Below are 22,957 nucleotides of genomic sequence, written 5' to 3' on the forward strand. Positions count from 1 at the left end.
AGACAAACACCGCGTGTCCGTTACGCATCCGCTGCCACGACGGCACCGGGGCATCGGCGCGAAGGCCGACGGTCACATGACCACCCGCGTGAGATTCGGGGATCGACGCTGTTCATCTATCGTTGTACGTTGGCTCGTTGCTTGAACGAACCTGTTGCGCTCCGGCACCCGCGGTCGGGCGTGTCGTGGCCGTAAACCTGATCGGTTGCACGCGGAACACGCCAGATCCCGCGTCGGGAGCCTGGGAGTCATTCACCTCACCCGATGCAGCAGTTCACCACGGCGCCGGTCAAGGCAACCCGACAAGTATGCACCATCGGGGCTGTCGGGTTCAAATCGGCACACCTCGCCGGCCGAAGCGCCCCTGGTGCCGGCCGCGGTGCCCCTCGTCGGCTTAGGCGCCGTCCGATGATGGGCCTCGAAACCCGGTGGGATGCCATCGTCGGCTCACCGGGTTTCGAGGCTCGTCGCTTGCGCTCCTCACGCCTCAACCAGCAAGAAGGGGCGCTTCGCCTCTCAACCGGCGGTGGAGCGGCTCTGCTCGTCGGTTTCGGTATCGGCACCGGTGATCTCCGTGGCCACCTCGACCACCTCGGCCGCGACGGCCGGCGTCTCGATGTCGATGGTCTTGCGCAACGGCCTGTTCGGGATGAACAAGATCGCGACGATCGCGACCGCGGCACAGGCCGCGCCGATCAGGAAGATCGTCGCCGTCGCGTCGCCGTAGGCGTGCCGGATCACCTCGGCCACCGGTTCGGGCAGCGCGTCGAGGTCGAGGCTGCCGCCGCCGGACTGCCTGGTGGTGTCCACGCCCAGCTTGGCCAGCCCGCTCTTGGACAGGTCCGCGACGTGGGTGGCGAGCACCGAGCCGAGCACCGACACACCGATCGCACCGCCGAAGGTCCGGAAGAACGCGACGTTGGACGAGGCCGCGCCGATGTCCTCGACACTCACCGTGTTCTGCACCGCCAGGACCAGGTTCTGCAACAGCGAACCGGTTCCCAGACCCATGATGAACATGTAGACGCTGATCAGCACGATGTTCGTCGCGTGGTCGATGGTTCCCAGCAGGAGCAGCCCGCCGGTCAGCAGGATGGATCCGCCGATGATGAACGGCTTCCATTTACCGAACCGGGTGATCATCTGACCGGATACGAGCGTGCCGGTGAGCATGCCGGCGACCAGCGGGATGGTCAGCAGACCGGCCTCGGTGGGGCTGTAGTGCCGGGCGGTCTGGAAGTACTGCCCGAGGAAGGTGATGGCACCGAACAGTGCCAGGCCGACCATGATCGAGGCGATGATCGCCAGGGCGGTGGTGCGCTCTGTGACGATCTTGAGCGGGATGATCGGGTCCTTGACCCTGGATTCGACGAAGACGGTCAGCGCCAGCAGCGCCACGCCGCCGATGACGTACAGGGCGCTCTCGGTGGAGATCCAGTCGTAGTAGTCGTCCTTACCGGCGAACGAGACCCAGATCAGCAGGATGCTGACACCGGCGGTCATCAGGGCCGCACCCAGCCAGTCGATGCGGACGTTCTCCTTGCGCTGGGTTTCCAGGTGCAACGTGCGCTGCAGCACGACCAGGGCGATCACCGCGAGCGGGATGCAGACATAGAAGCACCAGCGCCAGCCGAGCGGGCTGTCGGCGATGACGCCGCCGAGGACGGGTCCACCGGCCATCGCCAGCGCCATCACCGCACCCATGTAACCCGAGTACCGGCCACGTTCGCGCGGCGCGACGATGGAGCCGATGATGGCGACCACGAGCGCGGTCAGACCACCCATGCCGAGGCCCTGGATGACGCGGCCGACGAGCAACAGTTCCATGTTGTGCGCGACACCGGCCACTGCGGAGCCGACCACGAAGACCACCAGCGCGGTTTGGACCAGGAGCTTCTTGTTGAACAGATCCGACAGTTTGCCCCAGATGGGCGTGGACGCGGCGTTGGCGAGCAACGCCACCGTGACGACCCAGGCGTACTGGGTCTGTGTGCCCTCGAGGTCGCCGACGATCGTCGGCAGGGCTGTGGCGACGATCGTCGACGACAGCAGGGCCGTGAACAGACCCGCGAGCAGGCCGGTCATGGCCTCCAGAACCTCGCGGTGCGTCATGGCGGTGGTGGGCGATGCCTCCGCCGCTGCGGTTGGTGAACTCATTTCCTCATCCTCTACTTGCTTCACATCCCTGAAAGATCTGCTTGACGACCCCGTGCGGCCGATTGTGGGGCCGGAGCGGGTCGTCCTGTCATTCGGCGGCGATCGCGCGCCGGAGCCGGGCGACGGTGTCGAGCGCCTCTCTGGTCTGCTCGTCCGACCAGGCCGCGAATTTGGGCGCGTAGTCGTCGACGCGATGTTCGAGTCCGACCTTCATCCGTTCGCGGCCGACGTCGCTGATCTGCACCAGACTCACGCGTCCGTCCTCCTCGCTCCGGGTCCGTTCGACGAGCCCGTCGGCGGCCAGTGCCGCGATCTGCCGGCTGAGCGCCGATTCGCTGATGCACAGCCTCTCGGCGAGTTGGTTCTGCCTCAGCGCGCCGTGGGTGTACAGCGCCCACAACACGCCCAGCAACGGAACGGGCATGTCCAGGCGGACGCTCGAATGCTGGACCATCGCCCGTGCCGCGCGTATCAGCAACGACATCTCGTCGACGAGTTCGACGACGGTCTCACGTCGCGGCGCCATTGGCAAAACCTTTCTATATAGTTGATTGACACAAGTAACTTTACACCTGCCCGCACCCGCCGCCCCAGCCCGACCGGGTGACCTTCCTCCCACGCGGCGCCGCACCACACCCCGACACCGCCCGGCCGACCGGGCCATCCGACCACCGCCCGGTCCGCCGGCCACCGACCGTCCGCTTCCGCGTCGCCGTTCGCGCTGCCGACGGCGGGCGGTGGCCGTACGCTCTGCAAGGTGACTCGACAGACCGCGCCGCACGCTCCGGCGATGCCACCGACTGCGCGGAGGCGTCCGCCGGGTTCCCGGTCGATGTCACGCGGACCCATGCAGATGTCACAGGGGCGGTGAGGAGTGCCGCCCCGCCCGGTGTCCAACCACCTCATCGCCCAACTCGCCGAGACACGCTCGGGCAACACCCGCGCCAACGTGCTGGAGGAGCTGCGCCGCCTCATCCTGTCCGGGTCGGTGCCACCCGGCACCCAGATCCCCCCGGCGGACGTCGCATACGCGTTCTCCATCAGCACTATTCCGGTGCGCGAGGCACTCAAGACACTGATCGGCGAGGGTCTCGTCGATCATCGGCCGCACGGCGGCTACAACGTCAGCCTGCTGTCGGTGGAGGAACTGCACGAGATCTACTTCGTCCGTGGCGTGCTGGAGGAGGCCGCCCTCGCCCGCGCCGTGGAAAAGATGACCGAGGACCACCTGACCCGCGCCCGCAGGTATCACGAGCAATTGTTGACCGCGACGAAGTTCCGCGACCGCAAGTCGTTTCACGATGTCTCGCGCAAGTTCCACCGGCAACTCGTCTTGCCCTGCGCGATGCCGCGGCTACTCAACATGTTCGAGTCGACCTGGAATCTCACCGAGCCATTTCAGGTGATGCGATCGGTGTCCGAGGACATCCAGCACACCCTCAACGACGACCACGCCCGAACGCTCGACGCGGTCGCGGCCGGTGACACCGATACCGTGCTGTCCCTCGCGAGAAGCCATCATGCGCGTCTTGCCGATGCCATAGCCATGGCCGAAGCCGATCTCACGCTTCGACCGGATCATCGGTAAGTCACCGCACAATTTTATTGTCCCCGGTTGTCGATGCCCGCATCGAACGCCCCGGAAGACCCGGTCGGCCGTTCTTCGGACCGGACAGCGGCGGCGGCGGCGGCGGCGAAAAATATATCCGCGAGGTAATCGCCGAGTAACACAGCCTTCTTAGGTTGTGTGCAGTCAACGTCGACCCGACCGGCGGGTTAACCGAGGAGAATATATGACTTCCACGATGGACGCATCCGAGGCCGCGCACAGCGCCGCGGGCGAAAGCGTCATAAAGCTCGAGTATCACCAGCGATTGACCAACAGCGACCTCGCGCCGCTGCGTAAACAAAGCTGGACCTGGTACAACTTCTTCGCTTTCTGGATGTCCGATATTCACAGTGTCGGCGGTTATGTTTTCGCCGGCAGCCTATTCGCCCTCGGCATCGCGGCCTGGCAGGTGCTGGTAGCACTGATCATCGGCATCGTGGCCGTCAACATCCTGTGTAACCTGGTGGCCAAACCTTCCCAGCTGGCCGGGGTTCCCTACCCGGTGACCACCCGCGTGTCCTTCGGCGTGATGGGCGCCAATATTCCGGCGATTCTGCGCGGCTTGATCGCGGTGGCCTGGTACGGAATCCAGACATACCTGGCGTCGGTGGCATTCGGCCTGCTGGCCCTCAAGTTCTGGCCAAGTCTGGCGAAATACGACAACGTCGATGACTACGGGTTCCTCGGCCTGAGCCTCCTCGGGTGGGGTGGCTTCATTCTGATGTGGGTTCTACAGGCCGTCGTTTTCTGGAACGGCATGGAAACCATCCGCAAGTTCATCGACTTCTGCGGACCCGCCGTCTATGTCGTCATGGTGATCCTCGCCGGCTATCTCATCGCCAAGGCCGGATGGAGCAACGTATCGCTCGATCTGTCCGTCGGCCCGGGCAAGGTCGGCTGGGATTCGGTGACCGCGACTATCGGCGCGATAGCCCTTGTGGTGTCCTATTTTTCGGGTCCAATGCTCAACTTCGGAGACTTCTCCCGATATGGCAAGACATTCGGCGAGGTGAAGAAGGGCAACTTCTGGGGCCTTCCGGTCAACTTCCTGTTCTTCTCGCTGCTGGTGGTGTGCACCGTCTCCGCCGCGGTCACGGTCATCGGCAAGGACGAGAGCGGAGCGATCATCACCGACCCGGTGCACATCGTCGACCGCATCGACAACACCACCGCCGCGGTTCTGGGCGTGCTGACCTTTGCGATCGCCACCATCGGTATCAATATCGTCGCCAACTTCGTCTCCCCCGCCTTCGACTTCTCCAATGTCGCGCCCACCAAGATCACCTGGCGTACCGGCGGAATGATCGCTGCTGTGGGTTCGGTGCTGATCACCCCGTGGAATCTGTTCAACAATCCCGACGCCATCCACTACACCCTCGACACCCTCGGCGCGGTGATCGGCCCGCTGTTCGGCATCCTGCTGGTGGACTTCTACATCATCAAGAAGCAGAAGGTGGTGGTCGACGATCTGTTCAGCATGGAACCGGGAGCCACCTACGCCTACCGCAAGGGGGTGAACCCGGTCGCCGTGATCGCCACCGTCGTGGGCCTTGTTCCCCCACTGTGCGTGGTCATCTGGGGTACCGCCTACGCGGCGAGCTTCACCTGGTTCATCGGTGCCGGGGTGGCCGGAGCGGTCTACTGGCTGGGGATGCGTTACGCGCCGGACAGCTTCCTCTATGACACCGGCGTCGCGCCGGTGGTCGGCGAAGACGCAGCTGACGGGAGCGCAGACCGCACCCTGTTCTGAGGCCGAACCGAGTGGAACGCTCCCCGGTCATCAGGGCATCGCATGCCCTCGGGGAGCGTTCACCCGTATTCGAACCACCGCCTACGCCCGGAGTCGTCATGCGAATCGTCGTCATCAACCCCAACACGACCGCGTCGATGACCGCCGGCATCGACGCCGCGGCCCGCTCGGTCGCCCGGCCCGACGCCGAGATCGTCAGCGTCACCTCACCGATGGGGCCGGTCTCGATCGAGAGCCACTACGACGAGGCGCTCGCGGTCCCCGGCGTGTTGGCAGCCGTCGACGCCAACCCCGGTGCCGACGGATATCTACTGGCGTGCTTCGGTGATCCGGGCCTCGACGCCGCGCGGGAGATCGCCGTGGCACCGGTGCTCGGGATCGCGGAGGCAGCGATGCATCTCGCCGCGCCGTTGGGCCGTGGATTCTCGATCGTGACGACGCTGTCACGGACGGTGGGCCGAGCCCGGGATCTGGTCGACCACTACGGATTCACCCGCAGCTGCCGAGGAGTCCATGCCTGCGAGATCCCGGTCCTCGATCTGGACTCCAACCCGGATGCGGCCGACATCATCACCGCGGCCTGCGCGGAGACGCTGCTGCACGACAGGTCCGATGCGATCGTGCTCGGTTGCGCGGGGATGGCAGACCTGGCCGCGCGGATCGGCGCCGACATCGGCGCGCCGGTGATCGACGGAGTGGCCGCCGGGGTGGGCATGCTGTCCGCACTTGCGTCGGTCGGCGCCCGGACCGGGACCCGGGGTGGAGAGTTCGCCGCCCCCCCGGCCAAACGGTATACCGGTCTGCTCGAACCGTTCGCTCGCGGCTCCTGAGCTGGTCGGCGAGGCTCGGTAGCACACCTTTCTTACCCAGCGGTAAGATCGTGTCCATGTCGATCGCCGCATCAGCCGGAAGCGCCACCTACCGCCTACGCCGGAAGCTGCCCGACAACATCGTCGGAAACGCCGTCTTCTCGCTGGGCATGGTGGCTCGGGTGCCCTACTTCGGCACCGTCCTGCCGTACGTCTCGGAGATGGAACCCGGTCGCTGTGTGGTCACCGCACCGAAGTGGTTCGGGGTGCACAACCACATCGGCACGTTCCACGCCATCGCCGCGTGCAACCTCGCCGAGGTCGCGATGGGCATGCTGATGGAAGCGACCACCCCCACCACCCACCGCTGGATCCCCAAGGGCATGTCGGCCTCGTACCTGACCAAGGCCACGACCCGGCTCACCGCGACCGCCACCCTCGCCACCCCGATCGACTTCGCGACCGTCACCGACGGTACCGACGTGGTGGTATCCATCGAGATCCGCGACACCGCCGGCACCGAAGTGGTCCACTGCGAGATCACCACATGGGTGACTCCGGCCTGACCTGCAACAACCCCCGACGGGTCCGGGTTCACCGCGCGCTCGCCCCGATCAACCCGGCCAGCATGGTGATGGTGGCGTGTGGACCGCTGCGCCCGCCGACGGGCAGAATCGACCCGTCGACGACGCGCAGTCCGCGGGCACCCTCGACTACGCCGAACCGGTCGGTTCGCTCGCCCATGGGCAATGAGCCGAACGCGTGTTGCGAGGTGCGCACCACCGGATCGACCCGCACCGAACTCGGCACGACGAGGCCACGGAAAGCGGCGGAGTGCAGCATGTCCCGTACCTGGTCGAGTTCGGGCCCCAGCCGGGCGGGAAGGTCTGGGGCCGCACCCAGGTCGACAGTCAGCCCGATGCCGTCCCATCTCAGTTCACCTGAGGTCGCCGGAGACATCGCGGCCACCCCCATCGCCGGACCGACGCGCGGCACACCGTCGATGTAGTCAGCGAAATCACCGCCGTAGCAGCGGATTTCCACACCCGATTCGGTGTGCGCAACCGACGGCAGCAGCGGCACCGGACACTCGGCCGGGGTGGTGGGCTGATAGTGCACCAGGATCTCCCGGTGCTCGTCGATGCGCAGGGATCCGGCCGCGAACCCGGAGCCGAACAGCAACGACGCCGTGCCGAGCGTGCCCGCGCACAGCACCACCTCGCCGCAGCCGATCACCTCCGCACCGCAACGCACGCCGGTCACCCGATCACCGGACCGCTCGAGTGCGGTCACCTCCGCCCCGATACGCACCGTGAGATTCGAACGATCCAGCGCCGGCCGCAGGATCGCCTCCGCCGAGGTGACCCGGCGTCCGCCGCATGCGTCACGAATACTGTTGGACCGAACCCTGTTCACCCCGACCCTCGGCCACCGGCTATCGATACCCTCCCGGCCGGCCGGACCCCTCCCGGCATCGACGGACGACCGGCCGCCGGCCACCGGCCCGAACCACTGCTCGAAAGCGTGTGTCGTATCGGTCAGTTCGTCATCGCGAAAGGCACTCACCGACATCGCCGACTCCACGTCACGGTAGGCGGCGTCGATGTCGGCGAGGGTGTGCTCCCAGGATCGGAAGTCGTCACGATGCCACCGCAGGAAGTAGGCGCCATTGACCGCGGCCGAACCGCCGATACCATTCCCGCGCACCACCGTCGACCCGTCGGGCCTCACCGGGTAACCGACGGTGCGCCCCAGCCGGGCGGCATCGGCACCGACGGGCAGATGGTACAGGTCGGTCACCTCGGTGCCGGGCCACCCCGGTCCGCGCTCAAGCAGCAGCACCGAACGGTCGGGATGCCGGGACAATCGCTCGGCCAGTACGCATCCCGCACTGCCGGCACCGACGATGACGACGTCGTGAACCACCGCGCGGTCACTTGCTCAGCACGGGCCGCAGTGCGCCCGCGTCGCGATGGGTGATCACCCCTTGCCACAGCCCGAGCCCGTAGGCCAGGTCGTCGAGCCGGCGCATGACGAGGTAGCTGACCGGCCCCAGAGCAGGCCGCACCCCCGGTTCGCTGATGACCCGCCGCACCCAGTCGATGAGTCCCTCGGCAATCGCGACCTCCACCACCAGCGTGCGGTACCGGCGCGAGAACAGCGTGGGCAGCAGCGCTATCGGCCAGTAATGCCGGCAGATCGCGGAACCCGCCTGCAGCAGACCGAAACCCGCAGCCCTGCCGGTCATCTGCACGGCAACCAGCGGAGCGCGGGGCAGCCCGTCGAGCCGTCGGCGCAACCGGACCGCCATTTGTCCGAGCAGCAACAGCGCGATGGCCGAGCCGGTGGCGGTGCGGGTGAGCAACGCGACGACGGCCGCGGCCATGGTCGCCGACATGACCATCGGCGCGGCCAGCCTCTCGTGCCGGTCGGCCAGATAGGCGGCTCCGGTGCCGTAGAAGCGCCGGCGATCGAGCACCGTGCGCAGACCGGTGCGGTGCTCGTGGGCCACCCGAGCCACCGGATCGTAGCGCAACCGCCAGCCCGCGTCGTGCAGACGCCAGCACAAATCCACATCCTCGGCCACCCGCAACGACTCGTCAAATCCGGGGAAGGCACTGCGCCGCAACACTATCGCCGCGCTGGGCACATACGGCATCGGAGTGGACGGCACCACCGGCGCCTCGGCCGGCCCCATGTCGAGCGAGGAGTAGCCGTTCTCATAGCGCGCGGCGAGCGAGAAGAACCCGGGCCGCGTGTTCAGCCCGACGATTCGGGGGGCGGTGATCGCCACCGCCGGGTCGGAGAAATGCGGCAGCAGCATCGTCAGCCAGTCCGGGGCCGGTACACAGTCCGAATCAATGAACGCCACAAAATCAGTTGTCGCGGTGGCCGCTCCGGCGTTGCGGGCGGCGGCCGGACCCTGATTGCGGTCCAGCCGCAGCACACTCACCCCGTCGCCGTGCACGGTGATCGGCGGCTCCGAACCGTCGTCGACAACGATCATCCGGGCCTTGCCACGGGTCCGGATCAACCGGTCGATCCCCTCCTGGTTGTCGCGCACCGGAACCACCACGGTCACCTGGTCTGCGGACGGCCCGAACATCGGCCGAGGATGGGCGATCCCGGCGTCGAGCAGGCGTCGGCAGAGCGTGCGCGTGGCGCTGTCACACACCGCGATACGTCCGTCCGCCGACATCATCCCCAGCGCCGCTTCGGACAGGCGCAGCATCCGTGTCGGGGACCCGCCGACCAGATAGCGCAGATCGCCGCGCTGCGCGCACCGTAGGTCGACCTGAACCTGAAAGCCGTCCGGCAGGTCGGTCCGCGCGGCCGCGACACCGTCATCCCGGCCGCGGCTGTCCGGCACACTCACGCGGCGGCTCCGCCCCGCAGCAGCCCGCGCTCGTCGACGTCCCAGCGGCCGACGGCCGCCACCAGGGCGTCGGCGAACCCCGCGAGCAGCGTGCCGCCGCGGTCGGCCGTGGCGGTGGTGGGGTCGCCGAGTACGCCGTTGGCGCTGACGGCGGCCACCCCGCCGGATCGCATCGGCGACAGCAACTCCGCGATCGGTGCGCGGTTACCGGCGACAGCCTCCGAAAGGCGCACGTCGTCGGGTGAAAGGTTGAGCAGCACAGAAGTTTCGGTATCACCGGCATGCGCATCGCCACCGGGATGGCCACAGGCGAACCAGGCCACCTCACGCCCCTCGTAGCGCAGCAGCCGCACCGCATCGACGAGGGTCCGGCCGTTGCCGCCGTGTCCGTTGACGAACACGATCCGACGCGCCCACCGGCACGCGCTGCGCCCGTACTCCACGAGCACCAGCCGCAGCGCCTCATGGCCGAGCGAGACCGTGCCCGGGAAGCCCTCGTGTTCGCCCGAGGCCCCGTACGGCAGACCGGGAGCCACGATGAACAACTCCGAATCGGGTCGGTCGCCGGCGAGCCGGGGCTGGGCACGGCGGGCCACGGCGTCGGCGATCCGGATGTCGGTGTCGAGCGGAAGGTGGGGGCCGTGCTGTTCGACGGCGCCGAGTGGAACGAGCAATGTGACGGCAGAACCGTCAAGCTCAGGCCAGCAGAGTGCGCCGAGTCCCGTGCCACGCGTCATTCGGTCAACTCTAGCGATGCGTCGGCATCGAGGTAAGGGCAACCCGACCCCGACACATATATGATTTGCCCACCCCTTCCCGAACGATCGCTCGGGTTGTGCCAAGCTGTGGTGACCGACAACACAATCATCAGACCACGCAGCCGACGGGCACCGGCCGGCAGGACGGGGTCGCCATTCCTTGAGGAGATCGGAAGCCATGACATCCACCCCCGGTAGTACCAGTGGGAAGACCGGCAACACCAGCGGAAAGAGCGGCCCCCTGGACGCGATCCGGGTCATCGAATTCGCCGGCATCGGCCCCGGTCCGCACGCCGCGATGCTGCTGTCGGACCTCGGCGCGGACGTGGTGCGGGTACAGCGGCCCGGCCAGTTGCCGGCGCCTGGCGACGTCGGTGACGCCCTGCTGCGCGGGCGCACGGTGGTGGAGGCCGACCTCAAGAGTCCCGCGGACCGGGAGACCGTGCTCGGCCTCATCGCCAAAGCTGATGTGCTCATCGAGGGTTTCCGTCCCGGCGTGATGGAACGTCTCGGTTTCGGGCCGGACGATCTCGCCGAGGTCAACCCCGGCCTGGTGTACGGGCGGATGACCGGGTGGGGCCAGGAGGGCCCGCGCGCCGATCGGGCCGGTCACGACATCAACTACATCTCACTGACCGGACTGCTGCATGCCGTCGGCCGTGCCGGGGAACGCCCCGTGCCGCCGCTGAACCTGTTCGGCGACTTCGGCGGCGGATCGATGTTCCTGGTCGTGGGTGTCCTCTCGGCGCTCCTCGAACGCCAGTCGTCGGGCCGCGGACAGGTTGTCGATGCCGCCATGGTCGACGGCGCTTCGCTTCTGGGACAGATGATGTGGGCCTTCCGCGCGAGTGGTCGATGGTCGGATGAGCGGGGCGTGAACTTCCTCGACTCAGGCGCGCCGTTCTACGACGTCTACGAGACCTCCGACGGAAAGTACATGGCCGTGGGCGCCATCGAGCCGCAGTTCTACGCCCAACTCCTCGCGGGACTGGGCCTGGACGCCGCCGCCCTGCCCGGGCAGGGCGACATCTCGCGCTGGCCCGAGATACGCAAGGTCTTCACCGACACCTTCGCCACCCGCACCCGCGAGGAGTGGACCGCCGTGTTCGACGGTACCGATGCCTGCGTCTCGCCCGTCCTCACATTCGGTGAGGCTCCCGACGAACCGCACATGGCGGCCCGCGCCAATCTCGTCGAGATCGACGGCGTACGGCAGGCTCAGGTGGCCCCGCGGTTCTCGCGCACCTCACCCGAGACACCGGCCGGACCGACCACGGAGGCAACCGACCCCGCAACCGTCTGGGTATAGCAGGTAACGGATGAGGGGTACCTCCCGTCGGGAGGTACCCCTCATCGGTGTTCGTGATCCGTCAGACCTTGGAATGACCCATATCGACCGGGAACTGCACTCCGGTGATGGATTTGGCGGAATCCGAACACAGGTACAGGATGGCGTCGGAGATCTCGTCCGGATCGGCTATCGGGTTGTGGTCCATCATCGACGGGAAGTACCGGGAGAACTTCGGATCCACGAATGCCTCTACCGCAGAGGTGTCGCCCACACCCATCAGGGTGTTGACCGCGTACGGGTGCAGCGAGTTGACCCGAATCTGGTACGGGGCAGCCTCTTTCGCCAGCGTCTGGGCCAGCCCGGTCAGCCCGTACTTGGACGCGCTGTAGGAGGCCTGCACCGGCATCGCCTTCAGTCCGGCCACCGACGACACGACAACGACAGAGCCGCCGTTTCCCCCCTCGATCATCACGGGAAGTGCGGCGCGCAACGTCTTCCACGCACCGACGAGGTTGATGTCGATGACGTCGGTGAACTGTTCCTCGGTCATCTCCCAGGTCAGGGCCCAGGTGAGCACGCCCGCGTTGACCACCACGAAGTCCAGTCCGCCAAACTGGGCGACCCCGTCGGCCACCAGTTGCTGCTGGAACGCGAGGTCACGCACATCGCCCTGCCGGGCGAGGATCTTGCCGCCGGCCTCCTCCACAAGCCGGACCGTCTCATCCAGGTCCTCGCGCGTGGCGGGCGGATATGTGGTGTGCTCGGCGATCGGGCCGGCGATGTCCAGGCCGATGATCGAGGCACCCTCGCGTGCGAAACGGAGCGCGTGATTGCGTCCCTGGCCTCTGGCGATACCAGTGATGTAGACGACCTTGCCGTCGAAATTACCCATACAAAAACTGTAACACGTTCTAGTTTTTGGCTACGTGTGATACCGCGAACAGCCCCCGGCGTCGCGATGACTCGCGTCGCCGGGGGCTGTTCGTGTGATGTGCGGCGGACTACCCGCCGTACGAGCGCTCGAATCCTTCCGGAAGGATCAGGTCGTCGCGGCTCAGATCGTGCACCGACTTGTGGCCGGTACCCATGAGCACGCCGTCGAGCCCCATGCGCAGCAGGTCGAGAACGTTCTCGACGCCGGCCTGGCCGTTGGCGGCCAGACCCCACAGGTAAGCGCGGCCGACCATCACGGCCTTGGCGCCGAGGGCGACGGCCTTGGCCACGTCGCTGCCGCGGCGGATTCCGCCGTCGAGCAACACGTCGACGTCCTTGCCGACGGCGTCGGCGATAGGGCCGAGCAGCCGGATGGTGGCGGGGGTGCCGTCGAGATTGTTACCGCCGTGGTTGGACACCGAGATCGCGGTGGCGCCGATGTCAACGGCGCGCTTGGCGTCGTCGATGCGGGTGATGCCCTTGACCATGAACGGCCCGCCCCACTGCTCGCGCAACCACTCCAGGTCCTCCCAGGTGGGCGACGGGGTGTTCATCCACTCGCCGTAGGCACCGAAGAACGTGGGGCCCGGCAGCCCCTTGCCGTGGGAGACGTTGGGGGCGGTCAGATCCGGGATGGTCAGGTTGCCCTTGTTGAACCAGTCCCAGGCGTAGCGCGGCTTGACCGCGACCTCCGGCGCCAATCGGATCAGCGCCTTGAGATCCATCTTCTCCGGGATCTCCGGGCTACCCCAGTCACGACCGATGTTGAACACCCAGTCGGTGGTGACGATCAGGCCCTTGGCACCGGCCTCACGGGCGCGTTCGGCGCGGGCCAGGATCTCCTCCTTGGTGCCGAGCCAGTAGATCTGGAAGAAGATCTTGTCGTTGACCGCGGTGACCTCTTCGATCGGGTGGCTGGCGAAACTCGACAGACCCATCGCGGTGCCACGGGCGGCCGCGGCCCGCGCCACCGCCACCTCACCGTCCTTGTCGACGGCCTGCACGCCGGTCGGCGAGATCATCACCGGGAACGACAGATCCACGCCCATCACCGACGTCGACATGTCGCGCTCGTCCTGGGCACCCACCACGTGCGGGGCGAAACCGATCTCCGAGAAAGCGTCCACATTGTCGTTGACGGTGATGCCGCCCTGGGTACCGGCCACGAGAGACAAGTACACCGACTTGGGCAAGCGCTGCTTGGCCCGCCGCTGAGCCTCGGCAACGGTCTCGAACCAGGGATTTCGGGCCCAGGGGTTGGTCAGCTTGAAGTTCGCCATTGATCTTTCGCCTTTGGGTTTGATGCGTTGAGTGGTGGGTCGACCTCGTCAGCCGACGGGACTGAACCCGGCCAGCGGATTCTCGTCACAGCTCTTGGACGGCCGCCCGAGAGGGGTGAAGCTGCCGTCGGAGCCGCGGGTCATCAGCGTCAGCGGAGTGCCTCGCGAATGATCCTTGTTGGCCGTCGGCTTGGTGCGCTCACCGGCGAGCAGCGACTCCCCGTAACCCTGAACGCATTCGGGGTCGGGTCCGTCGAGGGGCAGACCGGTGAAGAACTTGGCGGCCATGCAGCCGCCACGGCAGGCGTCGAAGTGGTTGCACTTGGCACACGCGCCCGCCGACTGCGGTTCGCGCAGTTCGGTGAACAGATCCGAACGCTGCCAGATTTCCTGGAAACCGCCGCCGGACAGGATGTTTCCGGCGAGGAAGTTCTCGTGGATCGCGAACGGGCAGGCGTACACGTCGCCGACCGGGTCGATCAGGCACACCACGCGGCCGGCGCCGCACAGGTTGAGGCCGGGCAGTCCTCCCCCACCCTGGTCGAATGCGGCCAGGTGGAAGAACGAGTCACCGGTGAGCACGCGATCACCGTGCGCCACAAGCCAGTTGTACAGCTCGAGCTGCTGCTCTGGCAGTGGGTGCAGGTCATCCCACACGTCGGCGCCGCGGCCGGACGGGCGCATGCGGGTGATGCGCAGGGTGGCGTTGTAGCGGTCGGCGAGCGCCTTGAACTCATCGAGCTGCGAGACGTTCTCGCGAGTCATCACCACCGAGATCTTGGCGTCCTTGAAGCCGGCCTCGTGCAGGTTCTCCAGGGCCCGCACCGCCATGTCGAACGAGCCCTTGCCACGCACGGCGTCGTTCACCTCGGCGGTGGCGCCGTCGAGCGAGATCTGCACATCGACGTAGTCGGACGCGGCCAGACGCGCGGCGACCTTCTTGTCGATCCGCAGGCCGTTGGTGGAGAACTTGACGCCCACCTTGTGGCTGGTGGCGTAGTCGACGAGCTCCCAGAAGTCCGAGCGGACGGTGGGTTCGCCGCCGCCGATGTTCACGTAGAACACCTGCATGCGCTCGAGCTCGTCGATGATGGCCTTGCACTGTTCGGTGGACAGCTCACGCGGGTCGCGCTTGCCCGACGACGACAGGCAGTGCACGCACGCCAGGTTGCAGGCGTAGGTGAGTTCCCAGGTGAGACAGATGGGCGCGTCCAGGCCCTTTTCGAACTGATCGACCAGGCGGCCGACCTTGGGCGGGGCGGGCAGGTCGAGCTGCGGCGTAGCCCGTACCTGCGCTGCCAGATCTGCTGCGCTGGGCGGCATCTCAAGTGTGGTCATCGGAAGTCTCCAGGTGGTGGTGTGGGTACGGGCAGGGCGGCGTCAGCGCCGGGTGATCATCCCCGAGTCGGCGAGCGCCCCGAGGGCCTGCAGATAGAGGGGACGTTCGGCGTGGGTGATGCGGTGTTCGGCCAGCGCGGCCTCGGCCGAGGGCTGCTCGGCGAGGGATTGCACGATGGCGACGACGGTCAGGTTCTTGAGGAATGACAGCTTGCGGGTGCCGAAGTGATAGAGCAGCGCACCGAACGGTTCGGGACGCAATGCCACCTTCGGATTGAGCACCCAGGCGGCGCCGAGGTCGAAGGCGCCGGATGTATGTGTCTGCGCCGGGGCCCCGGCGGCCGTGTCTCCACGACCGCCGGAGTCCGGCATGGTTGCCGGGGCCGACATCAGTAGACCCCGCACATCCCATCGATCGACACCTCTTCGACGAGCGATTCGCCGACGAGCTCGGGGGTGGTCACCTCGGTCATATTGGCTGTTTGGTCTGCCATGATCCATCCTCCTGTATCAGTAGTGATGCGGATCACGACATACTATAATGGCACCCGGTGCATCAATCCAGTTACCCGGCCGAAACTAGCCGAACAGACAGTCCGATCCAGGTATTTTCCCTGGCGGGCGGCATCGGGAATACGATGATTCCGGACAACGATGACCCCGGCACCGCCCTCCCGCGGCGCCGCCCAGGCCCACCGGGGGAGGTGACCATGGCCGTCGATCACGTCGCCGCCGACCGCACCACCGCGACAGAGCTGACCGCGAAAACGGTGACCGCAACAGGGGCGGAGACGGAAGCCGCGGCAGCCGGGAGGGCCGCCCCGGGCCGGGTCCCGCATCCGCTCGTCCCCCCGCCGCAGCCCGGCCGCCGGCCGGTCACCTCACACGCCCAGATCAGCACCATCGCCATCGACCTGTTCACCCGCAAGGGTTTCGACGAGACCAGCGTCGACGACATCGCCGAGGCCGCGGGCATCGCGCGGCGCACCCTGTTCCGCTACTTCCCGAGCAAGAACGCCATCGCCTGGGGCGACTTCGCCGCCCATCTCGACGCGATGCGCACCCGGCTCACGCTGATACCCGACGATCTGCCCATCGCCGATGCGCTGCGCCAGGCCCTGGTGACATTCAACGAGATACCGGACGGCGAACTCGACAACCATCGCCGCCGCCTGCGGCTGCTCCTGGAAGTCCCAGCCCTGCAAGCTCATTCGATGATCATGTACGCGGACTGGCGGCAGGTGATCGCCACCTTCTGTGCGGCCCGGCTCGGCGCGGACTCGAACGAACACCTTCCCCAGGCCATCGGCTGGCTGTGCCTGGGTACCGCCCTGGCCGCCTACGAGCAGTGGCTGGCCGACCCCGGCGCCGATCTGCTCGCATTGATCGAGGCGGGCAGCGACCTGCTCGCCGACGGCGTCGGCGCGCTCCACTGATTCACGGGCCCGCCCACGCCGTCAGCACACACCGCCCTCACCGGTACACGCCGTCGCGGCCGGCCGCCGCGGCGATGTCGGCGACGGTCCGGTCTCCGAGCGAGAGCGCGGCGTCGACGGCGGCGACCGAACGGGCGGCGACCCGCACCCGCGCGCCGCGGCCGGCCCAGGTGGCGGCCGGGTCTGCGGTGGAGAGAAACAGCACCGGCAGGTCCGGGTGGGTCATGGTGGTGGCGTCGGCGAGGAGGACGTAGTCGGGAATCCCGTCGATGACCTCCAGGAACCGCTCCGGCGTCCACCCGTCGTAGTCGGGGTTGTCGATGAGCGTGAAGTCGGGTTCGTCGCCGTCACTGGTGCGGCCGCCGACCACGCCCACCACCGCCTCCCACGACGATCTGTCGGTGAAGTCGGTGCGCACCAGCAGCGGCACGAAGGTGCCGAGGTGACGTTCCAGGCCATCCCCGGCACCCTGGTTGTCACGGTAGTCCTCATCGAGCAACATGCCGCGTTCGCTGTCGCGGCGCAGCTGCGCGAGATCGGTGAAGGCGCCGTGGAAACCGAATACCGCGGGCGAGAAGTGGTCGGCGATCTCGACATCGACGAGTTCGATCGCACCGAACCCACCGGCGTTGCGGCCGATGACGACTCCCGTCTCGTCGTCGAATGTCCAGGTGATCGGGTGCCCGCTCGCGGTGCGCACGCAGTGCACCGTCCACCCGGCCCGGCCGCCGACCACGGCGGCCTCGATCGTGCCGACCGGACGGTAGGGAGGTTCGGGTGCCTCGGGAGCCTCGAAGGTGGCCGAGCGTCCCCCTGTCCCGTCGGCGTCTAGCACGATCGCCTGCAACGACGCCGTGCGCGGAGCCTCGGCCGGCCAGTCACGGTGCAGCACGAGCAGTTGTTCGGGACCGCCGGCATGCGCGGCGCCGGTGGCCCGCTGCGCGAACCTATCGGTGCGCACCATCACCTCACCCGACCGGTCGAAGCACCAGCGGGTGCCGACGATCCGCTCGGGGTTCCCGTCCGCGTCCTCTATCCGCCACAGGTCCGGAGGTGCGTGCCAGACGTGTTGTACGCGCAGACCACCGGGCCCGGAGGTATGGACGGTCGCGCGGATGGCGCTGGTCGCGGTCGCACGGTTTCGGCGAAGGAGTTCTTCCCACGTCGGGGTGCCCCCCGTCGCTCCGCTCGCCCCGGTGACATCCCCCGTCGCTCCGCTCGCCCCGGTGACATCCCCCGTCGCTCCGCTCGCCCCGGTGACATCCCCCGTCGCTCCGCTCGCCCCGGTGACATCCCCCGTCGCTCCGCTCGCCCCGGTACCCATTCGCAGACGATAACAGCGCCACGCACACCCACGTCGGCCGAGGGACTGGCAAGCAAAACTAGAACATGTTCTACTTGTGGTGTACAGCACCAAGAGGCGGAGAATCGATGACCGACCTGACCCCCCACAGCTCCCGCAGCGTGATCCTTACCGTAGCCGACGTGGTCGACGAGACCGACGACGCCCGGTCGATCATCTTCGATGTCCCCGCCGCGATGGCCGACAAGTTCACCGGATACCGGCCGGGCCAGTTCCTCACCCTGCGCATACCGAGCGACCGGACCGGGTCGGTGGCCCGTTGCTACTCCCTCGCATCCTCGCCGCTGTCGGGCGAACTGCCCAAGGTCACCGTCAAACGCACCCGCGACGGCTACGGCTCCCACTGGGTGTGCGACAACCTCACGGCCGGATCGCAGATCGAGGCGCTGCCGCCGAGCGGCGTCTTCACCCCCACCGACCTCGACGCCCCGCTGCTGCTGATCGCCGCCGGCAGCGGGGTCACCCCGGTGATGTCCATCCTCAAGACCGCCCTCGCCGCCGGGAGTGCGCCGATCGTGTTCTTCTACGCCAACCGCTCCGAGAACGACGTCATCTTCGCCACCGAACTGCGTGAGCTGACCCACGCCCACGACGACCGGCTCACCGTCATCCACTGGCTCGAAAGCCTGTCCGGCCTGCCCTCGGAGACGACGCTGGCGCGGGTGTTCTCCCCGTTCGTCGGCCACCACGCCTACCTGTGCGGTCCCGGCCCCTTCATGGACGCCGTTCACAAAGGTCTGGCCGCCGCCGGATTCCCCCACCACGACGTGCACTCGGAGGTCTACAGCTCGCTGTCGGGCGACCCCTTCACCGATATCGACATCGACGCCCCCACCGCCGAGGAGGAAGCCAACGCGGCGACCGTCGAGGTCGAACTCGACGGCGAGACGCACACACTGCGGTGGCCGCGCGAACGCAGCCTCGTCGACGTCATGATCGCCGCCGGGATCGACGTTCCGTACTCGTGCCTGGAAGGCGAATGCGGTTCGTGCGCCTGCACTCTCACCGAGGGCACCGTCGACATGGACAATCCGGGCGCGCTCGACGACGACGACATCGCCGACGGATACATCCTGGGCTGCCAGTCCAAACCGACCGCGGACCGGCTGCGCGTGGAGTTCTGAGCCGATGCGCCGCACCCCCGCACCGATCGGTACGGGGGTGCGGCAAACCCTCAGATCAGTTCGCTGATCGGGGTTTCGGTCATCAGCTTGGGCCTGGTCTTCATAACCGCGGCCACCTTACCCGCCCCCACCACCGCGGTCAGGATTCCGCCGCGACTGTAGTAGGCGAGAAACTTCTTGCCGTCGTCGTCCACGATGTGGACGTCGTCATCGACGCGCGGCTCGCCGAGCACCTGGATCTTGACGTCGAACTGGTCACTCCAGAAGTACGGCACCGCCCCACGTACCGGCTCACCACCGGTGATGGCCGCGGCAACGACCGAAGCCTGCTCGACAACATGATTCCAGTGCTCGACCCGCTTCGGATTACCTTCGTCATCAAGCCAATTGGCAACATCGCCGACCGCGTACACGTCCTCGTCGGAGGTCTTACCACTGCCATCACAGGCGATCCCGCCACCCGCCGACGGCTCGGCCAGCGCGATACCCGAGCCGTCGAGGAAGTCGACCACCGGTATCGATCCGATGCCGACGACGACGATGTCGGCGGGCAACTCGGTGCCGTCGTCGAGCCTGACGGCGGTCACCTTCGCATCGGGTCCGGCTCCGCCGCCGACTATCTCGGTGACCCCTACCCCGGCACGCACGTCCACGTCATTGCCGACATGCAACCGGGTCACCAACGCGCCGATCTGCTCACCGAGCGCGGCCGCCAGCGGTGTGGGTGCGGGCTCCACGAGCGTCACCGGAACCCCGTGCTCACGGATGGTGGCGGCCACCTCGCAGCCGATGAACCCGGCGCCGATCACCACAGCCGAACGCGCACCGTCGATTTCGGCGCGCAAGGCGAGTGCTTCGTCGATGGTCCGCAAGGTGTGCAGGCCCGACAGCCCCCCGTCGACACCCGGAAAGGTCCTCGGCGTCAGCCCCGTCGCCAGCACGAGCTTGCCGTAGGCGACGGTCTCCGTGCGTTCCGGATCACCGGCCTCGGCCACGATCAGCGTATGCGCCGACGGATCGACCGACACCACCGTGCGACCGGTCCGCAGATCGATCGACGAGTCGGCGAAGAAGTTCTCCGGCTTGAGATCCGGGCGTTCCTGCTTACCCGCCAGCACCCCCTTCGACAGCGGCGGCCGATCGTACGGCGGATGTGCCTCGGCCCCGATCAACGTGACCGGACCGTCGTATCCCGCGGTGCGCACCGCCTCGGCAACCCGGATTCCACCGAGTCCCGCACCGACGATGACCACCCCAGCGTTCTGACCCATGTGCGATTGTTCTCCTTGTCTGCCCGATCGGGCGGTCGCATTTCCCCGTCAAATCTGCTCGCCCGGTGATATTCGCGGAACCGGGATGCTATTGCGGCACACTGCCGCCTCCCGCCACCCGGCCCACGGGAGTGAGGTCGGCCAGTCGCCAATTCCCGTCGACATTACGCATAAACGCCCATCGGGCGATAGAGGCCCGCTGGTCAGTGGTATCGGCGTTGCCGGGAACCGTGATCGTCTGATCGACGAACACCAGCATGCGCGTCCAGCCCACATCGTCCCCGTCGTGGCCGGCCGTCCGGACCCCCACCCCGACCACCTTCGCGGTCATCGTGACGTTGAGCCGCCGTGCCCCCACGAACACCACATCCGGCCCCTGCGAGCCGTACTCGGCGGCCAACCGGCCGGTCAGATGCACGGCGACGCGTTCGCGGTCCCGCTGCTCCGTCGCCGGGGAGAAGGTCATCAACTCCTGCACGGCATCACGGGTGGCCGCCTGCAACAGGTCGCGATGATCGCGGCTCATCCCGGTGGACGAACGCGCCGCGGCCACGAACGCGACCACCCCCACTGCCAGCGCGAGAACCACGATCACCGCGCACATCGTCAGCCACCGCCGATACCCCGGGCCGAGTCGGCGCGCGGGGGCCGGCGGCGTGAACGGGCCGGCACCGCGGCCCACGCGACGTGTATCCGTCATCACGACCCCGCCTTCACCGGAACCGCACCGGTGATCCGCCATCCGTCGGCGGTACGCACCAGCCGCACGGTGAGGGTGATCCTGTCGCCCTGCGAGAGGCTGCCGACGAGTTCTGGATCGGACGCCTCGGCCACCAGCAGCACCTCGGCGGCCGAACCCTCGGCATCGCCATCGGTGGGATCGATGCGCAGACCCGCGGCCACCACGTGACCGACACTGGGCGCGGTCAGCCCGGCGGCCTCACCCATCAGCACGTCACGGGCGGCGGTGAGCTGTTCGCGGCGCGGGCCCGCCGACACCGCGATCACCCGATCGGCGAAACCCTCCGGGTCGGCGGGGTCTGCGGTCAGCATCGTGGTGACCCCCTCGGTGGCCGCGGCCAGCACCTGCGCCCGGCCCGCATCGTCGTGGCCTTCCGCACCGGTCGCGAACAGGACGATCGCCGCGGCCGCCGACGCAACGGCCACCACGATCAGGACTGCGACAGCCGCTTTGAGCATCCGGGTACGGGCGATCGCACCGGTCCGGAGTTCGTCGGCCGCCGCGATCCGGGCGAGCCTGGCGTTTCGTTCGGCGGCCCGCACCCGGTCGGAGGCCGCCTCGACCCGATCGCCGGTGCCGCTCATGCGACCTCCCAGACCCGAGACAGTTTCCAGGTGCCCGCCGACTCGGCCAGCCGCACCCACAGGGTGTGGGTGGTGGTCACCGGCTCCCCCGATTCCGGCGTGGTCACGACGTCGAAGGCGGTGAGCGTCTCACCCCAGTCCCGGCCGGACTCGATGATCGACGACGATGTCGGGCGCCAGACCACGCTGCGCACCCCCGACTGCGGCGGACCCTGCAGCAGGTCGCCGTAGGATTCGGCGAAATCGGCGGTCACCAGGGCTGAGGCCCGGTTACGATCGGCCTTCCATGATCCGGCGGCGACGGAGAACACGGCGGCGACGACGCGGCCGGACGACGCGCGCAGATCGTCGCGGTCCACCACCGGATCGCCGTCGCGGGCGGCGACCGTCACGACGGCGGCCAGGACCGCGACGACCAACAGTGCGGACACCAGTGCGGTGATCGCGGTCCGGGTGCCGATGATCGGGCGGCGCACCGCCGCCGGGATTGGTGGTCTCATGGCAGGTACTGCACCGCCGCGAGTTTCGGGCCGCCGTCCGAATCGGTCAGCAACACCCGCAGCCGGAATCGCTGCGTCCGGTCCCCCGTCCCGCCCGAATCCGGGTCCCCGGTGGCCGTGCCCCCGCCGTCCGAACCCGGCGTGGTCTGGCCTGTGGTGTTCGCGCCTGTGTCGGGCCCGGTGAACCGCACGGTGGCCGCCACCAGCACGGTCGCGCCGGCCTCGGTCCGGCCGCTGATCGCCGCGCCGTCGACCAGTCCTTCGGCGACGGTGCCGCGGGCGGCGACGAACCGGGTGTACGCGTCGGCGGACTGCGCGAACTCGTCGTAGAACTCGCCGGTCGCGCCGGCCAGGATCCGCTGGGCGCGGCCGGGCTGCCGGTAGTCCGGACTCAACAGCAGCGTGACCCGATCTGTGGCCGCCCGTTCGTAGCCTGCGTCGGTGATCCGGCCGGAGGCCGCCGCCCATCGTGCGACCCCCCAGCCCGCCGCCACCACCGAGACCACCACGGCCACCACCGCCGCCCACCGCCACCACCGCGGCGCGGGCGCCGCCACCTGCGGCGACCTGCGCGGCGCGCAGATCGTCGACGGCCTCGCGCAGCGCCACGCGCGCGGCCCGCTCGCGGGCGAGCAC

Annotated in this window: 23 protein-coding genes; 7 read left to right on the top strand and 16 right to left on the bottom strand. The window is 67.9% G+C overall.

The annotated features are described in order from the left end of the window. Nucleotides 1–516: 516 nt before the first annotated feature. Both GII31_RS17330 and GII31_RS17335 read right to left on the bottom strand, forming a co-directional pair. Nucleotides 517–2,157 (bottom strand): MDR family MFS transporter, encoded by a 1,641-nt coding sequence (locus GII31_RS17330; protein WP_213244613.1) that lies wholly within the window; start codon nt 2,155–2,157, stop codon nt 517–519. 88 nt (nt 2,158–2,245) lie between these two features. After that, nucleotides 2,246–2,683: a MarR family winged helix-turn-helix transcriptional regulator gene (locus tag GII31_RS17335; RefSeq protein ID WP_213244614.1), complete on the bottom strand. Its 438-nt coding sequence runs from the start codon at nt 2,681–2,683 to the stop codon at nt 2,246–2,248. 363 nt (nt 2,684–3,046) lie between these two features. Between GII31_RS17335 and GII31_RS17340 the strand changes: the two genes are divergently transcribed. The 4 genes from GII31_RS17340 (at nt 3,047) to GII31_RS17355 (ending at nt 6,891) form a co-directional block, all read left to right on the top strand. Then, a complete protein-coding gene (locus GII31_RS17340; protein WP_213244615.1) occupies nt 3,047–3,745 on the top strand; it encodes a GntR family transcriptional regulator in 699 nt (232 codons plus the stop codon). A 205-nt stretch (nt 3,746–3,950) separates the two neighbouring features. Next, entirely contained in the window at nt 3,951–5,516 is a 1,566-nt protein-coding gene (locus GII31_RS17345) for an NCS1 family nucleobase:cation symporter-1 (protein WP_213244616.1), read from the top strand. Nucleotides 5,517–5,614: 98 nt separating this feature from the next. Next, nucleotides 5,615–6,346: an aspartate/glutamate racemase family protein gene (locus tag GII31_RS17350; protein WP_213244617.1), complete on the top strand. Its 732-nt coding sequence runs from the start codon at nt 5,615–5,617 to the stop codon at nt 6,344–6,346. Nucleotides 6,347–6,402: 56 nt separating this feature from the next. Then, nucleotides 6,403–6,891 carry a hotdog fold domain-containing protein gene (locus GII31_RS17355; RefSeq protein ID WP_213244618.1) on the top strand — a complete coding sequence of 163 codons (489 nt, stop codon included), beginning with the start codon at nt 6,403–6,405 and terminating at the stop codon, nt 6,889–6,891. Between the two features lie 28 nt (nt 6,892–6,919). Here the strand turns inward: GII31_RS17355 and mftG are convergent, their stop codons facing one another. Genes mftG through mftE form a run of 3 tightly spaced genes read right to left on the bottom strand, consistent with a single transcriptional unit; the run spans nt 6,920 to nt 10,438 of the window. Further along, nucleotides 6,920–8,251 (bottom strand): mycofactocin system GMC family oxidoreductase MftG, encoded by a 1,332-nt coding sequence (gene mftG / locus GII31_RS17360; RefSeq protein ID WP_213244619.1) that lies wholly within the window; start codon nt 8,249–8,251, stop codon nt 6,920–6,922. Nucleotides 8,252–8,258: 7 nt separating this feature from the next. Then, nucleotides 8,259–9,701, bottom strand: coding sequence for a mycofactocin biosynthesis glycosyltransferase MftF (gene mftF, locus GII31_RS17365; protein WP_407649833.1), 1,443 nt, complete (start codon nt 9,699–9,701; stop codon nt 8,259–8,261). After that, the gene (mftE, locus tag GII31_RS17370) at nt 9,698–10,438 is read right to left on the bottom strand and encodes a mycofactocin biosynthesis peptidyl-dipeptidase MftE (protein WP_213244620.1); all 741 of its coding nucleotides are present in this window, start codon (nt 10,436–10,438) and stop codon (nt 9,698–9,700) included. The genes mftF and mftE overlap by 4 nt, the downstream gene beginning before the upstream one ends. A gap of 199 nt (nt 10,439–10,637) precedes the next feature. Here mftE and GII31_RS17375 point away from each other — a divergent pair, with 199 nt between their 5' ends. Continuing rightward, nucleotides 10,638–11,768: a CaiB/BaiF CoA transferase family protein gene (locus GII31_RS17375; protein ID WP_213244621.1), complete on the top strand. Its 1,131-nt coding sequence runs from the start codon at nt 10,638–10,640 to the stop codon at nt 11,766–11,768. A gap of 61 nt (nt 11,769–11,829) precedes the next feature. Here the strand turns inward: GII31_RS17375 and GII31_RS17380 are convergent, their stop codons facing one another. The 5 genes from GII31_RS17380 to mftA all read right to left on the bottom strand — a co-directional run bounded on the left by GII31_RS17380 (nt 11,830) and on the right by mftA (nt 15,795). Beyond that, complete coding sequence (locus tag GII31_RS17380) at nt 11,830–12,642, bottom strand: mycofactocin-coupled SDR family oxidoreductase (RefSeq protein ID WP_213244622.1); 813 nt, start codon at nt 12,640–12,642, stop codon at nt 11,830–11,832. Between the two features lie 109 nt (nt 12,643–12,751). Next, nucleotides 12,752–13,963 (bottom strand): pre-mycofactocin synthase MftD, encoded by a 1,212-nt coding sequence (mftD, locus tag GII31_RS17385; RefSeq protein WP_213244623.1) that lies wholly within the window; start codon nt 13,961–13,963, stop codon nt 12,752–12,754. 48 nt (nt 13,964–14,011) lie between these two features. Beyond that, nucleotides 14,012–15,301: a mycofactocin radical SAM maturase gene (gene mftC / locus GII31_RS17390; protein ID WP_213244624.1), complete on the bottom strand. Its 1,290-nt coding sequence runs from the start codon at nt 15,299–15,301 to the stop codon at nt 14,012–14,014. A gap of 42 nt (nt 15,302–15,343) precedes the next feature. Further along, nucleotides 15,344–15,691, bottom strand: coding sequence for a mycofactocin biosynthesis chaperone MftB (gene mftB, locus GII31_RS17395; protein WP_213244625.1), 348 nt, complete (start codon nt 15,689–15,691; stop codon nt 15,344–15,346). After that, nucleotides 15,691–15,795, bottom strand: coding sequence for a mycofactocin precursor MftA (gene mftA, locus GII31_RS17400; RefSeq protein WP_213244626.1), 105 nt, complete (start codon nt 15,793–15,795; stop codon nt 15,691–15,693). Before mftA ends, mftB begins: the two co-directional genes overlap by 1 nt. A 216-nt stretch (nt 15,796–16,011) precedes the next feature. Between mftA and mftR the strand changes: the two genes are divergently transcribed. Continuing rightward, complete coding sequence (mftR, locus tag GII31_RS17405) at nt 16,012–16,737, top strand: mycofactocin system transcriptional regulator (RefSeq protein ID WP_213244627.1); 726 nt, start codon at nt 16,012–16,014, stop codon at nt 16,735–16,737. A 37-nt stretch (nt 16,738–16,774) separates the two neighbouring features. Here the strand turns inward: mftR and GII31_RS22470 are convergent, their stop codons facing one another. Continuing rightward, on the bottom strand, nt 16,775–18,061 hold the full coding sequence (locus GII31_RS22470) for a DUF6924 domain-containing protein (protein ID WP_265795690.1): 1,287 nt from the start codon (nt 18,059–18,061) through the stop codon (nt 16,775–16,777). Nucleotides 18,062–18,168: 107 nt separating this feature from the next. On the opposite strand from GII31_RS22470, the gene GII31_RS17415 reads away from it, so the two are divergent. Next, nucleotides 18,169–19,224: a ferredoxin--NADP reductase gene (locus GII31_RS17415; protein WP_213244629.1), complete on the top strand. Its 1,056-nt coding sequence runs from the start codon at nt 18,169–18,171 to the stop codon at nt 19,222–19,224. Nucleotides 19,225–19,274: 50 nt separating this feature from the next. Here GII31_RS17415 and GII31_RS17420 read toward each other — a convergent pair whose 3' ends face one another. The 5 genes from GII31_RS17420 to GII31_RS17440 all read right to left on the bottom strand — a co-directional run bounded on the left by GII31_RS17420 (nt 19,275) and on the right by GII31_RS17440 (nt 22,878). Further along, entirely contained in the window at nt 19,275–20,495 is a 1,221-nt protein-coding gene (locus GII31_RS17420) for an NAD(P)/FAD-dependent oxidoreductase (protein ID WP_213244630.1), read from the bottom strand. Between the two features lie 88 nt (nt 20,496–20,583). Continuing rightward, entirely contained in the window at nt 20,584–21,195 is a 612-nt protein-coding gene (locus GII31_RS17425; RefSeq protein WP_213244631.1) for a hypothetical protein, read from the bottom strand. Further along, on the bottom strand, nt 21,195–21,821 hold the full coding sequence (locus GII31_RS17430) for a hypothetical protein (protein ID WP_213244632.1): 627 nt from the start codon (nt 21,819–21,821) through the stop codon (nt 21,195–21,197). The genes GII31_RS17425 and GII31_RS17430 overlap by 1 nt, the downstream gene beginning before the upstream one ends. Beyond that, a complete protein-coding gene (locus GII31_RS17435; protein WP_213244633.1) occupies nt 21,818–22,321 on the bottom strand; it encodes a hypothetical protein in 504 nt (167 codons plus the stop codon). The genes GII31_RS17430 and GII31_RS17435 overlap by 4 nt, the downstream gene beginning before the upstream one ends. Further along, on the bottom strand, nt 22,318–22,878 hold the full coding sequence (locus tag GII31_RS17440; protein WP_322974136.1) for a hypothetical protein: 561 nt from the start codon (nt 22,876–22,878) through the stop codon (nt 22,318–22,320). The genes GII31_RS17435 and GII31_RS17440 overlap by 4 nt, the downstream gene beginning before the upstream one ends. Nucleotides 22,879–22,957 lie beyond the last annotated feature (79 nt).

Origin of the sequence: Gordonia pseudamarae (assembly GCF_025273675.1) — a bacterium.
Lineage (GTDB): Bacteria > Actinomycetota > Actinomycetes > Mycobacteriales > Mycobacteriaceae > Gordonia > Gordonia pseudamarae.